At 71.0% G+C, this 13105-nt stretch carries 13 protein-coding genes and 1 pseudogene; 8 read left to right on the plus strand and 6 right to left on the minus strand.

Annotation, left to right across the window (positions count from 1 at the left end):
• Nucleotides 1-16 precede the first annotated feature (16 nt).
• The 3 genes from ACRAKF_RS21520 to ACRAKF_RS21530 all read left to right on the plus strand — a co-directional run bounded on the left by ACRAKF_RS21520 (nucleotide 17) and on the right by ACRAKF_RS21530 (nucleotide 1732).
• Nucleotides 17-547, plus strand: coding sequence for a helix-turn-helix domain-containing protein (locus ACRAKF_RS21520; RefSeq protein WP_447038881.1), 531 nt, complete (start codon nucleotides 17-19; stop codon nucleotides 545-547).
• A 53-nt stretch (nucleotides 548-600) separates the two neighbouring features.
• Nucleotides 601-1287 (plus strand): hypothetical protein, encoded by a 687-nt coding sequence (locus tag ACRAKF_RS21525; RefSeq protein ID WP_447038883.1) that lies wholly within the window; start codon nucleotides 601-603, stop codon nucleotides 1285-1287.
• A gap of 112 nt (nucleotides 1288-1399) precedes the next feature.
• Nucleotides 1400-1732, plus strand: a complete 333-nt coding sequence (locus ACRAKF_RS21530; RefSeq protein WP_447038885.1) for a DUF2516 family protein — start codon at nucleotides 1400-1402, stop codon at nucleotides 1730-1732.
• Between the two features lie 35 nt (nucleotides 1733-1767).
• Here the strand turns inward: ACRAKF_RS21530 and ACRAKF_RS21535 are convergent, their stop codons facing one another.
• From ACRAKF_RS21535 to ACRAKF_RS21550, 4 genes are all read right to left on the minus strand, one after another.
• The gene (locus ACRAKF_RS21535) at nucleotides 1768-3270 is read right to left on the minus strand and encodes a PP2C family protein-serine/threonine phosphatase (RefSeq protein ID WP_447038886.1); all 1503 of its coding nucleotides are present in this window, start codon (nucleotides 3268-3270) and stop codon (nucleotides 1768-1770) included.
• A gap of 340 nt (nucleotides 3271-3610) precedes the next feature.
• Complete coding sequence (locus ACRAKF_RS21540) at nucleotides 3611-4528, minus strand: C40 family peptidase (RefSeq protein ID WP_447038887.1); 918 nt, start codon at nucleotides 4526-4528, stop codon at nucleotides 3611-3613.
• 4 nt (nucleotides 4529-4532) lie between these two features.
• Nucleotides 4533-4727 carry a hypothetical protein gene (locus ACRAKF_RS21545; protein ID WP_447038888.1) on the minus strand — a complete coding sequence of 65 codons (195 nt, stop codon included), beginning with the start codon at nucleotides 4725-4727 and terminating at the stop codon, nucleotides 4533-4535.
• A 240-nt stretch (nucleotides 4728-4967) separates the two neighbouring features.
• Nucleotides 4968-5765 (minus strand): class I SAM-dependent methyltransferase, encoded by a 798-nt coding sequence (locus tag ACRAKF_RS21550; RefSeq protein WP_447038890.1) that lies wholly within the window; start codon nucleotides 5763-5765, stop codon nucleotides 4968-4970.
• 156 nt (nucleotides 5766-5921) lie between these two features.
• On the opposite strand from ACRAKF_RS21550, the gene mshA reads away from it, so the two are divergent.
• From mshA to ACRAKF_RS21565, 3 genes are all read left to right on the plus strand, one after another.
• Complete coding sequence (mshA, locus tag ACRAKF_RS21555; protein ID WP_447038892.1) at nucleotides 5922-7268, plus strand: D-inositol-3-phosphate glycosyltransferase; 1347 nt, start codon at nucleotides 5922-5924, stop codon at nucleotides 7266-7268.
• Nucleotides 7261-7800 (plus strand): YbjN domain-containing protein, encoded by a 540-nt coding sequence (locus ACRAKF_RS21560; protein ID WP_447038893.1) that lies wholly within the window; start codon nucleotides 7261-7263, stop codon nucleotides 7798-7800. The genes mshA and ACRAKF_RS21560 overlap by 8 nt, the downstream gene beginning before the upstream one ends.
• Nucleotides 7801-7958: 158 nt before the next feature.
• A complete protein-coding gene (locus ACRAKF_RS21565; protein ID WP_447038895.1) occupies nucleotides 7959-9641 on the plus strand; it encodes a glycosyl hydrolase family 28-related protein in 1683 nt (560 codons plus the stop codon).
• Here the strand turns inward: ACRAKF_RS21565 and ACRAKF_RS21570 are convergent.
• The gene (locus ACRAKF_RS21570) at nucleotides 9583-10944 is read right to left on the minus strand and encodes an MDR family MFS transporter (protein WP_447038896.1); all 1362 of its coding nucleotides are present in this window, start codon (nucleotides 10942-10944) and stop codon (nucleotides 9583-9585) included. The genes ACRAKF_RS21565 and ACRAKF_RS21570 overlap by 59 nt on opposite strands.
• Nucleotides 10945-11136: 192 nt before the next feature.
• Between ACRAKF_RS21570 and ACRAKF_RS21575 the strand changes: the two genes are divergently transcribed.
• On the plus strand, nucleotides 11137-11898 hold the full coding sequence (locus tag ACRAKF_RS21575) for a phosphoglyceromutase (protein WP_447038897.1): 762 nt from the start codon (nucleotides 11137-11139) through the stop codon (nucleotides 11896-11898).
• 101 nt (nucleotides 11899-11999) lie between these two features.
• Here the strand turns inward: ACRAKF_RS21575 and ACRAKF_RS21580 are convergent, their stop codons facing one another.
• Entirely contained in the window at nucleotides 12000-12197 is a 198-nt protein-coding gene (locus tag ACRAKF_RS21580; RefSeq protein ID WP_447038898.1) for a hypothetical protein, read from the minus strand.
• Between the two features lie 65 nt (nucleotides 12198-12262).
• Here ACRAKF_RS21580 and ACRAKF_RS21585 point away from each other — a divergent pair.
• Nucleotides 12263-13021 (plus strand): annotated as a pseudogene (locus ACRAKF_RS21585) (GntR family transcriptional regulator).
• Nucleotides 13022-13105 lie beyond the last annotated feature (84 nt).

Raw genomic sequence — 13105 nt, forward strand, 5'->3', positions numbered from 1 at the left:
GGTGCACCATCGGGGCATGGCATCACTCAACGTCGGCAATCTCGGCGAGTATCTGCGCGAGCAGCGGCGCACCGCGCAGCTGTCGTTGCGGCAGCTCGCCGACGCCGCCGGGGTGTCCAATCCGTATCTGAGCCAGATCGAGCGTGGTCTGCGCAAGCCGAGCGCGGAGGTGCTGCAGCAGGTCGCCAAGGCCCTGCGGATCTCCGCCGAGACGCTGTACGTGCGGGCCGGGATCCTCGACGAGAAGGAGCGGGATGAGCTGGAGACGCGCGCCGTCATCCTCGCCGACCCCTCCATCAACGAGCGCCAGAAGCAGGTGCTGCTGCAGATCTACGAGTCGTTCCGCAAGGAGAACGGCTTCGAGACCCCCCAGGCGTACGCGGATCAGTCCGTGGGTGACGCGGATCTGCCCGCGGGCGATGCGGATCAAACCGCGGGGGACGCGGATCAGTTCGCGGACGACGCGGATGTGGACACCGGGGCCGTCGAAGGCTCCCGTACGGCCGACGGCAGTGCTGCCCGACCGAAGCAAACACCCTCAGGCTGAGGCGAGCCGAACCAGGCTGGACCAGCTGACGCGAATCCGGGAGGACCATCGTCATGGCCATCACCGATGACCTGCGCAAGACCCTCACCACGACCACCCCCGCCTACTTCGTCGCCGGGTCCGCGGACCTCGCCCTCCAGCAGGCGAAGAAGGTGCCCGCCATCGTCGAGCAGCTCATCGCCGAGGCGCCGTCCCGCTTCGAAGCGGTCCGCAATGCCGACACCAAGGCCGTGCAGGACAAGGCCGCCGCCCGCGCCAAGGAGGCGCAGGAGACCCTTCAGGCCAAGGTCACCGAGGTGCTCGGCACCATCGACACCGACCTGAAGAAGCTCGGCGAGACCGCGCAGGACCTCGCGCTGCGCGGCGTCGGCGTGGCCGCGGAGCTCGCGGTCAAGGCGCGCGAGAAGTACGACGAGGTCGCCGAGCACGGCGAGCAGACCGTGAAGACCTGGCGCGGCGAGGTCGCCGAGGACATCTTCGACGTGGCCGAGACGGTCGAGCCGGACCCCGAGCCCGCACCGGCCGGAACGGGGGCGTCCCTCGCCACCGAGCCCCGGAGCACGGCCGCCGCGCCCGCGAAGAAGCCCGCCGCGAAGAAGAGCACGGCCGCCAAGTCGACGGCCGCCAAGTCCACGGACGCGAAGCCCGCGGACGCGAAGCCCTCGGCTGCGAAGCCCGCGGACGACACGAGCGCGGCGAGCAGGACGAGCGCCAAGAAGAACACGCCGCCCGCCAAGTAGCGGGACCGGGGCGCTGGGCCGGGCACTCGTGGAGTGTCCGGCCCGTTGACCGGGTAGCGGGTACCGTGGCCGCGTAATCGATGCGTCGAGACTGGTGGTGGACGTTGTGCTGATGCAAGGGTTCGCGAACTTCATGTGGCTGCTGTCGCTGGCCCTGATCTTGTTCAGCGGATTCGCGCTCATCGACGCCGCCCTCCGGCGCGAGGACGCCTATCGGGCCGCGGACAAGAAGACCAAGCCGTTCTGGCTGGTCATCCTCGGGCTCGCCTTCGTGGTGAACCTGATCTTCAACATCCTGTCGTTCCTGCCCATCATCGGCCTGATCGCCACGATCGTGTACATGGTGGACGTGCGGCCCGCGCTCCGGCAGATCACCGGCGGTGGCGGCCGGCGCGGCGGCTCCAGCAGCGACGGGCCCTACGGTCCGTACAACGGCGGCCGGTAAGCCGTTGGAGACCGCAGCCGCGTCGTGAGCGGGCGTCAGCCGCCGGCGTTGCCCGGAGTCCGGTCGAGGAGCAGCACGGCCACGTCGTCCGTGAGGTCGCCGCCGTTGAGGTCGCGCACCTCGTTCACGGCGGCTTCGAGGAGTTCGTCGCCGCGCAGCCCCGCGGCGAGCTGGCGGCGGACCATCTCCACCATGCCGTCCTGGCCGAGGCGTTGGTTGCCCTGGCCGATGCGGCCCTCGATCAGCCCGTCCGTGTAGAGCATCAGGCTCCACTTCCCGCCGAGCTCCACCTGCCGGCGCGGCCAGCGTGCACGCGGCAGGAGACCCAGTGCGGGGCCGCCGTCCTCGTACGGAAGGAGTTCGGCGAGGCGGCCGTCGCGGGCGATCAGCGGCGCCGGGTGCCCGGCGAGGCAGAGCCCGGCGCGGCGGCCGTCCGGGGCGATGTCGACGGTGCAGAGCGTCGCGAAGATCTCGTCGTCGGGGCGCTCGTGCTCCAGGACCTTTTGCAGCGTGGACAGCAGTTCGTCGCCGCAGAGCCCGGCGAAGGTCAGGGCCCGCCACGCGATGCGCAGCTCCACGCCGAGCGCGGCCTCGTCGGGGCCGTGGCCGCAGACGTCACCGATCATCACGTGCACCGAGCCGTCGGGGGTGCGCACGGTGTCGTAGAAGTCGCCGCCGAGCAGCGCGCGGGAGCGGCCGGGACGGTAGCGAGCGGCGAAGCGCAGCGGTGAGCCGTCGAGGAGCGGCGTCGGGAGGAGACCCCGCTCCAGGCGGGCGTTCTCCTGGGCGCGCAGCCTGGACTCGGTGAGCTGGCGCTGGGCGGCGTCGGCTCGCTTGCGCTCCACCGCGTACCGGACGGTGCGGCTGAGCAGCCTGCCGTCCAGCTCGTCGCGGAGCAGGTAGTCCTGGGCGCCGACCCGTACGGCCTCGGCGCCTCGCTCGGCGTCGCCGGTCGCGGTGAGGGCGAGGACGGCGTGCCGGGGCGCGAGACGCAGCACGTGCTTGAGCGCGACGAGCTCGTCGTCGTCCGCCTCGCCGCCCCCGGAGCCGCCCCCGGAGCCGCCCCCGGAGCCGGAGCCGCCCCCGGAGCCGGAGCCGGAACCGGAGCCGGAACCACCGGCCGCATGGGAGCCACCCGAGCCACCCGAGCCAGCGAAGCCACCCGAGCCGCCGAAGCCGCCGGACGCACCGGAACCGCCGGACACCCCGGCCCCGCCGGGCCCCGGCAGCGCGAGGTCGAGCAGGATGCAGTGCACGTCGTCGGTGAGCAGGCGCTCGGCCTCGGTGAGGTTGCGGGCCGTGCGTACGCGGATGGGGTTGCCCGCGGAGTCGAGAAGCGCGGGCACGCTCAGGGAACCCGCGGGGTCGTCCTCGATCACCAGCAGGGTGAGCGGTGAGCCTTTGGGGCCGACGTTGGTCTGACCGGCCGTGTCGGACGTGTGCAGGGCGCGAGCCCCGGTGTCCTGGTGGGGTGCCGCGTGAGCCTGACCGTCTTCCGCGGCCGGGAGCACTCTCTGCCGCGGTATGGGTACGGGCATCGCTTGGTTTCCTTCCCTCCCCCCGAGGGCGTGGTGCGACGCAGGTCGACGCAGCACCGACGACGGACCATAGCGGTAGCCCGGACTCGATTGGAATGGCGCCGGGCAAACGGCCACCGTCATATGCCGTAACCATCAACGCATTTGGGCACGTCGTGCTCCCACCGGGATGACGAACATCACGCCCCGCAGGCCGTCCGGGAGCCGGAGCCGTGCACTGGGTCACACCGGACGTACCGAGCATGCCAAACATGCCGAACACGACGGACGTACCGGATATACCCGGACGCATGGCCCCCGGCTCGCCGGGGGGCCGGGGCCGGGAGGGGGCGCCGCGCGGCTACTTGTCGGGCCGCACGACCCCCAATATCCGCATGGAACCCGCCCCCGCGATCGTGACGTCGCGGCCCGGCCGCGGGGCGTGCACGATCGTGCCGTCGCCCACGTACATCCCGACGTGGCTGGCGTCCGAGTGGTAGATGATCAGGTCGCCGGGGCGCATGTTCTTGACGTCCACGCGCGGCAGCCGCTTCCACTGCTCCTGCGAGGTCCGCGGAATGCCCTGCCCGGCCGCCGCCCACGCCTTCGAGGTGAGCCCGGAGCAGTCGTACGAACCGGGGCCCTCGGCGCCCCATACGTACGGCTTGCCGATCTGGGCCGTGGCGAACTCGACGGCCTTCTCGCCCCGCGGTGTCGCCTTGGCGCCGATGTCCTTCAGGACGCCCGAGTCCACCCACGCCGACTGCTTCTTGAGGGCCGCCGCCTTCTCCAGCTCGCGCAGCCGCTCGCGCTCCTTCTTCTCCAGCCTCGACTCGAGCTTCTCCGCGTCCGCGATCTTCTTCTTGATCTTCTTCTTCGACGCGGCCTTCGCCTTGCGGTTGGCTTCCAGCTTCTTCCAGCGGGCCGTGGCGTCCTCGGCGTATATCCGCAGGTCCTCCTGCGTCCTGGACAGCTCGGTCAGCATGCCCTTGGTGGCCTTATGGCCCTGCCGCATGCGTCCGGCGCCGTCCAGGAACTGACCGGGATCGTCGCTCAGCATCAGCTGGGCCTCGTCCGGCATGCCGGCGCCGCGGTACTGCGCGCGGGCCGCGGCGCCGGCGCGGGCCTTGAGCTTCTTCAGCTTCGCCTGGCCGTCGGAGATGTCCTTGGCCAGCTTCACGATCTGCTCGGACTGCTTGTCGGCCTTCTCCTCGGCCGCGTTGTACGCGTCCGTCGCCACGCCCGCGTCGTGATAGAGCGTCTCGATCTCCTTGCGCACCTGCTCAAGGGACCTGTCCGATCTGGGCGCCGGATCCGCCGGATCCGCCGGATTCGACGGGTTTGTCGGATCCGTCGGTCTCGTCGGGGCCGAAGGGCTCGCGTGGGCCGCTCCCGGTGCGGTCACCACCACTGCCGCCGCGCAGATCAGCGCCACGGTCGCCGCCGTCGAGCATCGCTTGCCGGTCACGCCCTGCCACCCCCAAAACCTGATTTACCGTCAGTAACGTGCGGTCGCTCCCGGGATGGTGCCATGCCTGCGCTCATTGCGACAGAGGACGACAGCAACTCCGATCTTCCCACCCGCCACATGTGACGAACGGCACGCGAAGTTCGTTCCCCGCAGGTCACAGCCCCGGACGAGCGCCCCGCCCGAGGCCGCACCCGCCTCGCCCGGTGCTTGGCCCCGCCGGGAAATCACCTAGGGGCCGGGTCAGAGTTCACCCGGCCCGCGGCGCCAACGCGCCCCAGTCCACCGTCAGTTCCCCCTGCCGCCAACGCGAAGTCCCGTCGAGTACCGGCCAGTCGGCGCCCAGGTCGCGCGCCGTCCTGATCCAGCGCTGCCGCGCGCCGTAGGAGGCGTACGGGGCCGCCGCCGCCCAGGCCCGGTCGAAGTCCCGCAGGAACGCGTGGACCGGCTCGCCCGGCACGTTCCGGTGGATCAGCGCCTTCGGCAGCCGTTCGGCGAGATCGGAGGGCCGCTCAAGGGAGCCGAGCCGGGCCGCGAAGGTCACCGAGCGCGGCCCCTCGGGGCCGAGCGCCACCCAGACATGCCGCCGCCCGATCTCGTCGCAGGTGCCCTCCACGATCAGCCCGCCGGGTGCGAGGCGCCCGCGGAGCCGCTCCCAGACGGCGGCGACCTGGTCCTCGTCGTACTGGCGCAGGACGTTCGCGGCCCGGATCAGGGCGGGGCGGCCCGGCAGGGGCACCTCGAAGCCGCCGTGGCGGAACGTGAGGCCCTCTCGCTCGTACGGCTTCGCGGCCGTGACCCGTGCCGGTTCGATCTCGACGCCGACGACACGCGCGCGTGGAGCGGCGGTGCGCAGCCGCAGGAGCAGTTCCACGGCGGTCCAGGGGGCGGCGCCGTAGCCGAGGTCGACGGCCACGGGGTCGGGGGAGCGGCGCAGGGCGGCGCCGTGCGTGGCGGCGATCCAGCGGTCCATGCGGCGCAGGCGGTTCGGGTTCGTGGTCCCGCGCGTCACCGTTCCCACGGGGCGGGAAGGGGTGCGTGGGGCCATGGGGAAAGGGTATGCGGGCCGGACGGTTGACACGGCCGGGTAATGCTTTGGCAAAAAGGGCCCGGAAGGAAATGGAGCAGAAACCTCCGGTGTTCCCCCTCTGGAGGTACGTACGCCCTCCCCGTCGTCATGCCCGTACGCAAGGAGGACCGCCACGTGAGCCAATACGTGTCCAGGCTCGGGCGTCGCTCTCCAACGGCTCCCCCACGGCTCCGTATGCCCGGTACTCCGCGGCGGCCCCGGCGTGTGGCCGTGCTGAGCGTGCACACTTCGCCCCTGCACCAGCCCGGCACGGGCGACGCGGGCGGCATGAACGTCTACATCGTCGAGCTGGCCAAGCGCCTCGCCGCGATCAACATCGAGGTGGAGATCTTCACCCGCGCGACCACCGGCGCGCTGCCGCCCGCCGTGGAGCTCGCACCCGGAGTCCTCGTACGGCACGTCGACGCGGGCCCCTACGAAGGCCTCGCCAAGGAGGAGCTGCCGGCCCAGCTCTGCGCCTTCACCCACGGTGTCATGCAGGCCTGGGCGGGCCACCGGCCCGGCTACTACGACCTCGTCCACTCCCACTACTGGCTCTCCGGTCACGTCGGCTGGCTCGCCGCCGAGCGCTGGGGCGTGCCCCTGGTGCACGCCATGCACACCATGGCCAAGGTCAAGAACGCCGCGCTGGCCCAGGGCGACACCCCCGAGCCCGCGGCCCGCGTCATAGGCGAGACGCAGATCGTGCGCGCCGCCGACCGGCTCGTCGCCAACACCTCAGAAGAGGCCGACGAACTCGTACGCCACTACGAGGCCGAGCCCGGCAAGGTCGCCGTCGTCCACCCCGGCGTCAACCTCGACCGGTTCCGCCCCGCCGACGGCCGCGCCGCCGCCCGGCACCGCCTCGGTCTGCCGCAGAACGCGCTCGTCCCGCTCTTCGCGGGCCGCATCCAGCCCCTGAAGGCCCCCGACGTGCTGCTGCGCGCGGTCGCCGTCCTCCTGGACGAGCGTCCCGCCCTGCGCTCGAACATCGTCGTGCCGATCGTCGGCGGCCCCAGCGGCAGCGGCCTCGCCAAGCCGGAGGGCCTCCAGAAGCTGGCCGCGAAGCTGGGCATCGCGGACGTGGTCCGCTTCCAGCCGCCGGTGGGGCAGGACCAGCTCGCGGACTGGTTCCGCGCGGCGTCGGTCCTCGTCATGCCGTCCTACAGCGAATCCTTCGGCCTCGTCGCCATAGAGGCGCAGGCGGCGGGTACGCCGGTCCTCGCGGCCTCGGTGGGCGGCCTCCCCGTGGCGGTGCGGGACGGAGAGACGGGCTTCCTGATCCGCGGCCATGAACCGGCCCACTACGCGCGCGTGCTCCGCGATTTCGCCGACCGGCCGCACCTCGCGGACACCATGGGTGATGCGGCGGCCCGCCACGCGCAGGCCTTCGGGTGGGACACGGCGGCCTCCGCCACGGCGGACGTCTACACCGCGGCCATGCATGACTTCCGTCGTCACGTACGCTCGCATCATGGCTGAGCGGACGGGTCTTTCGGCAGGTGGGAACGGTCCCGTGGGCGGTGGCTCCGCCGCGGACGAGGTCATCCGGCGGACGCTCGACGACGCCGAACTGGAGTGGGAGAGCCCCGAAGCGGGCTCCTACGTAGTGAAGCTTCCGGGCACGCGGAAGCTCTCGACCACCTTGTCGATGATCGTCGGCAAGCACTCCCTCTCCCTGAACGCCTTCGTCATCCGCCATCCGGACGAGAACCACGAGGCGGTGCACCGCTGGCTCCTGGAGCGGAACCTGCGCCTCTACGGCGTGGGTTACGCGATCGACTCCCTCGGTGACATCTACCTGGCGGGCAAGCTCCCGCTGGCGGCGGTCACCTCGGAGGAGCTGGACCGGCTCCTCGGGTCGGTGCTCTCCGCCGCGGACGACTCCTTCAACACGCTGCTCGAACTGGGCTTCGCCTCAGCGATCCGCAAGGAGTACGAGTGGCGCGTCTCGCGTGGTGAGTCCACACGGAACCTGGACGCGTTCACGCACCTGACTCACCGAGAGGGATAGCCAGGGGGCGGGGGCCCTTCCCCTGCGCGCCCCTGTCCGCCTCTGCCCGTCCGCCCTCTTCCCCGGCCCCTCCCAGCCGTGGCATGCTCCCGCCCATCGTGAATATGAACTCCGTTCACACACGTGGACGGAGGGGTGGAGCGAGAGGCGGCGGCAGCATGGCGTACCTCAGCAGACGAGGTGTACTCGGCGGCGCGATAGCCGTAGCGGCGGCAGCCACGACCGGCAGCGGCACAGCCCACGCCGCCACGCCCCGCGGCGGTACCGCCCCGACCCCGGCCATCTGGACGGAGTTCACCCGCGCCCCCTACACGCACCCCCAGATCCCCTACATCGGCCACGCCGGCTACCGCTCCGGCCGCCACGCCTTCCCCCGCTCCCACCACGAGCGCGTCTTCGACACCCGTCACTACGGGCTGGAGCCCGGCAGCACGGCGAACGCCGCCCCCGCCATCAACCGAGCCCTCGCCGACGCAGGCAAGCAGGGCGGCGGCACGGTGGTCGTCCCGCCCGGCACGTACCGCGTCGACGACGTCATCCGCATGGCCCACGACAACGTCATCCTCCGCGGCGCCGGCAGCGCCCGCACCACCCTCCTCGCCACGAAGAGCCTCACCGAGCTGATCGGCCCCTACGGCTCCCGCTACGGCGGCGACAAGTCGAGCTGGTCCTGGGCCGGCGGTCTCATCTGGCTCTGCCCGCGGGCTCGTTACGACTCGCTGACCACCGCCATCGAGGCCAAGGCCTGGCCCTTCGAGGGCTGGACGGGCAACAAGCGCGACGAATGGCGGACACTGACGCCGCTGGGCGCGGCTCGGCGCGGCTGCTGGTCCGCCCGTGTCGCGGACGCGTCCCGACTCCGTGCGGGAGACCTCGTACTCCTTCGTCTCTCCGACGACCCCGGGCACACCCTCCTGGAGCACATGGCGGGCGGCGGCCCCGGCCCGGAGGCGTACACCTGGGACGACAAGACGAAGCTCACCTCGTACGTCCCCTACGAGTGGCCCGTAAGGATCGCCTCCGTCGACCGGCGCAGGCGCAAGGTCAGCTTCGAGCGCCCCCTGCCGCTCGACGTGCGCCCGGAGTGGGACCCCCGTCTCACCACCCACGTCAAGGCGTTGACCGGTTCCGGCGTCGAAGGGCTCACCCTGGAGGCCGTCGAGACCCCGCAGTCCCCGCACCTCCTGGACAAGGGGTACAACGGCGTCACGTTCCAGTGCGCGTACGACTGCTGGGCCGACGATGTCGTCGTACGCCATGTGGACAACGGCTTCGGCCTGGTCGCCGCCTCCGCCTGCACCCTGCGCCACACGCGCGTGACGGGGCGCGGCTCGCACCATCCGTACTTCTGCCGCGAGGGCTCCCACGACAACCTGATCGAGGACTTCAGGATCGACGCGCGTACCACCCCCGCCCCGCCCGGCACCCAACTGCACGGCATCAACGTCGAGGGCCTCTCCTCGCACAACGTCTGGTCGCGCGGGCACATGGAGATGGGCACCTTCGACAGCCACCGCGGGATGCCCTTCGCGAACGTACGCACCGACATCACCGTCGAGAACAACGGCCGGCACGGCGGCGACGCGAGCGCGGGCCCCCTCTTCGGCGCCCGCTTCACCCACTGGAACATCCGCGTCACCAACGAGCGCGCGGGCCTCATGAAGATCGACGGCCTGGCACCCCACAGCGCCACGGTCGGCCTCAACACCGTCCGCGAGTTCGACCAGACCGACGTACCGGACTTCACCGGCGACCTGAACTCGCGGCTTGAGCTGTACGGGACTACGGACGTGGTGCGGCCGCGGAATCTGTACGAGGCGCAGCGGGGTCTGCGGCGGTGACTTCGGGAACGGTTGTGGCGGTGGAGGCGGTTGTGGCGTTGGGGGCCTCGGCGGCGGCGGGGGCAGCGGGGGCCTTCCCGGGCGTCACTCCGGCCTCACCCTCCCCGGGCAGCTTCCGCATGAGCCCCCAGTAGCCGAGCGCCGCCCCGGTGCCGAGCACCGCGCACGCGCCCCACAGCCACTGCGCCCCGAACCGGTCGATCATGAAGCCGGACATCAGCGGGGCGACGAGCGCGGCGACGGACCACGACGTCGTGTACATGCCCTGGTAGCGCCCGCGGCCATGGACGGGGGAGAGCCGCACGACCAGGGTCGTCTGCGTCGGCGCGTTGACGATCTCGGCGAGCGTCCACACGCACACCGTCAGTGCGAAGACGCCGACGGACCCGGCGAAGGCGGTGAGCCCGAAGCCGTACCCGGCGATGACCGACGAGATCACCAGCAGCCGCCGCGGATCCCGGTGTTCGATGAACCGGGTGACCGGGATCTGGAGGACGACGATCAGCGCGCCGTTGACGGCGATGGCCAGCCCGTAGTCGGCGGGCGTGAACCCGGCCTCGCCCATGGCGACCGGCAGCCCCAGGGCGCCCTGCTGAAAGATGAGAGCCACGAGGAAGGACAGCCCGACGACCCCCATGAACCGCCCGTCCCGCAGCACGGTCCCGAGCCCGACCTCCGGCTCCGCGGCCTTCTCCAGCGCGGTGCGCACGGGCCGGGACTCCGGCAGCTTGACGAAGACGAGGATCGCGCAGGCCATGGTCATACCGGCCTCGATGAGGAACCCGGCCCGATAGCTGTACGAGGCGATGAACCCGGCGGCCGCGGAGGAGATGGCGAAGCCCAGGTTGATGGCCCAGTAGTTGAGCGAGAAGGCCCGTACCCGGTCCTCGGGCCGCACGATGTCCGCCATCATCGCCTGCACGGCGGGCCGTGAGGCGTTGCTGGCCATCCCGACGAGGAAGGCGACCCCGGCGATGGCCACCGGATGCTCCATGAACCCGAGCACGGCCACCGTGACGGCCGTCGAGGCCTGCGCGATCAGCAAGGTGGGCCGCCGCCCGAGCCGGTCGGTCATCACCCCCGCACCCAGCGAGGAGACGACCCCGCCGAGCCCGAGCAGCGCGGCGACCAGCCCCGCGTACGAGGCGGAGTACCCCCGTTCCAACGTCAGGTACAGCGCCATGAACGTGGCGACGAACGCCCCGAGCCGATTGACCAGCGTGCTCATCCACAGCCACCAGAAGGCGCGTGGCAGCCCCGACACGCTCTCCGTGACGGCACGTCTCATGGCGGCGATGGGCATGAAGGTCCCCCCGGGGATGAAGTACACACGTGGTAAGTGCCGCGTTGTAAGTGCCTCTCGCGGCGAGCAAACATTACGAGCTGCGGCTCCCGGGGCGCCAGCCGATTGACGACTTCCGTCAATGGGTGCCGTCCGCGCCCCGTCCGCGCCCGCGCGCGCGAGGCCCACGGGGGTTCGATTACGCTCAGGGGCATGGCCGACGCACCGTACAAGCTGATCCTCCTCCGCCACGGCGAGAGCGAATGGAACGCGAAGAACCTGTTCACCGGCTGGGTGGACGTCAACCTCAACGAGAAGGGCGAGAAGGAGGCGGTCCGCGGCGGTGAGCTGCTCAAGGACGCCGGCCTGCTCCCCGACGTGGTTCACACGTCGCTCCAGAAGCGCGCGATCCGCACCGCGCAGCTCGCCCTGGAGTCGGCCGACCGCCACTGGATTCCCGTACACCGCTCGTGGCGCCTGAACGAGCGGCACTACGGCGCCCTCCAGGGCAAGGACAAGGCCCAGACGCTCGCCGAGTTCGGCGAGGAGCAGTTCATGCTGTGGCGCCGCTCGTACGACACCCCGCCGCCCGCGCTGGACCGCGACGCGGAGTACTCCCAGTTCGAGGACGCGCGCTACGCGACGCTCCCGCCCGAGCTGCGCCCGCAGACGGAGTGCCTGAAGGACGTCGTCGTCCGGATGCTCCCGTACTGGTTCGACGGCATCGTCCCCGACCTCCTGACCGGCAGGACGGTCCTGGTCGCGGCCCACGGGAACAGCCTCCGCGCACTGGTCAAGCACCTGGACGGCATCTCCGACGCCGACATCGCGGGCCTGAACATCCCCACGGGCATCCCGCTCTCCTACGAGCTGGACGCCGACTTCAAGCCCCTCAACCCGGGCGGCACCTACCTCGACCCGGACGCCGCGAAGGCGGCAATCGAGGCGGTCAAGAACCAGGGCAAGAAGAAGTAGCCCTGCCTTAGCTTCACGCCCCCTGCCTGCGGGTTCTCCGCGGGCAGGGGGTTTGTCGTCGTACCCGGGGCGTCTCCGGCGGGCCGTCGGGCGTGCTGCCCTCAGTCAGGCCACGCATCGGCCATCAGGAAGGCGACCACCGTCCCGCCGAACGCCCATGGGCGTCGTCGGCGTCCGGCCGGCGAAGTCCCGTCCCGGAACCACTCCACGCGTACGCGCCACTCCTCATCGGCCCGCCCGTACGTGATGGCGTTCGCCACCAGCTCGGAGATCAGCCGGGACGTGGCGACAACCGGCACGGTTACGGTCAGCGAGTGCACGCCTGGTCTGCCTGATCTGCTGGAGATGAGGGGAGACTCGCGGTATGGCCAACACCGACAATGACCGTCGGCCCAAGTACCAGCGGATCGCGGACACATTGCGCGAGGCCGTTCAGTCGGGCGAGTACGGTCCTGGTGATCGGCTTCCGGGGGAGAACGACCTCATGGCCACGTACGGCGTGGCCCGCATGACGGCCCGCCAGGCGCTGGGCGTCCTGCGGGACGAAGGTCTCGCCGAAGCCCGCAAGGGTGCTGGTGTGTTCGTCCGGGCGTTCCGCCCGCTTCGGCGCCGGGGCATCCAGCGTCTGGCCCGGCAGCAGTGGGGTGGCGGGCGTTCCATCTGGTCGGCGGACATCGAGAACCGCAACCTTGAGGTGGACCAGGTCACGGTGTCGGAGGAGGCCGCGCCCGACCGGGTGGGTGCGGTCATGGAGTTGGCCGCCGAGGAGACGGTCTGGGTGCGACGTCGGCGCTTCGTGCTGGACGACAAACCCGTCCTGCTCGCGACGAGCTATCTCCCCATGTCTTTGGTCGCCGGCACCGCGATCACCCAGCGGGACACCGGATAGGGCGGGACCTACGCGAGGCTGGCCGAAATCGGCTTCGAGCCGGTGCACTTCCGCGAGGAGATCCGCTCACGCATGCCTTCGCAGGAGGAGGCGACGCAGTTGAGCATGTCCACGGGGACCCCGGTCATCCTCATCTGCCGCACGGCGTACACGGACGAAGGCCGTCCCGTCGAGATCAACGAAATGACGCTGGATGCCGCCTCCTACATCCTGGAGTACGACTTCGAGGCGTGAGCCCGGGTGGTCCTGATCGGTGCGGGGAATCGAGGTCATCGACTGAGCGTCGGCTCGTAGCGCTGCTCCTGCTCACCGGCCGCC

This window comes from Streptomyces sp. DSM 118878 (assembly GCF_052936595.1).

Excerpts from the sequence above, each read along its gene's own strand:
- ACRAKF_RS21575 (WP_447038897.1), top strand. The coding sequence starts at position 11,137 with ATGGCCGACGCACCGTACAAGCTGATCCTCCTCCGCCACGGCGAGAGC.
- ACRAKF_RS21565 (WP_447038895.1), top strand. The coding sequence starts at position 7,959 with ATGGCGTACCTCAGCAGACGAGGTGTACTCGGCGGCGCGATAGCCGTA.
- ACRAKF_RS21525 (WP_447038883.1), top strand. The coding sequence starts at position 601 with ATGGCCATCACCGATGACCTGCGCAAGACCCTCACCACGACCACCCCC.
- ACRAKF_RS21520 (WP_447038881.1), top strand. The coding sequence starts at position 17 with ATGGCATCACTCAACGTCGGCAATCTCGGCGAGTATCTGCGCGAGCAG.
- ACRAKF_RS21550 (WP_447038890.1), bottom strand. The coding sequence starts at position 5,765 with ATGGCCCCACGCACCCCTTCCCGCCCCGTGGGAACGGTGACGCGCGGG.
- ACRAKF_RS21530 (WP_447038885.1), top strand. The coding sequence starts at position 1,400 with ATGCAAGGGTTCGCGAACTTCATGTGGCTGCTGTCGCTGGCCCTGATC.
- ACRAKF_RS21535 (WP_447038886.1), bottom strand. The coding sequence starts at position 3,270 with ATGCCCGTACCCATACCGCGGCAGAGAGTGCTCCCGGCCGCGGAAGAC.
- ACRAKF_RS21570 (WP_447038896.1), bottom strand. The coding sequence starts at position 10,944 with ATGCCCATCGCCGCCATGAGACGTGCCGTCACGGAGAGCGTGTCGGGG.
- ACRAKF_RS21560 (WP_447038893.1), top strand. The coding sequence starts at position 7,261 with ATGGCTGAGCGGACGGGTCTTTCGGCAGGTGGGAACGGTCCCGTGGGC.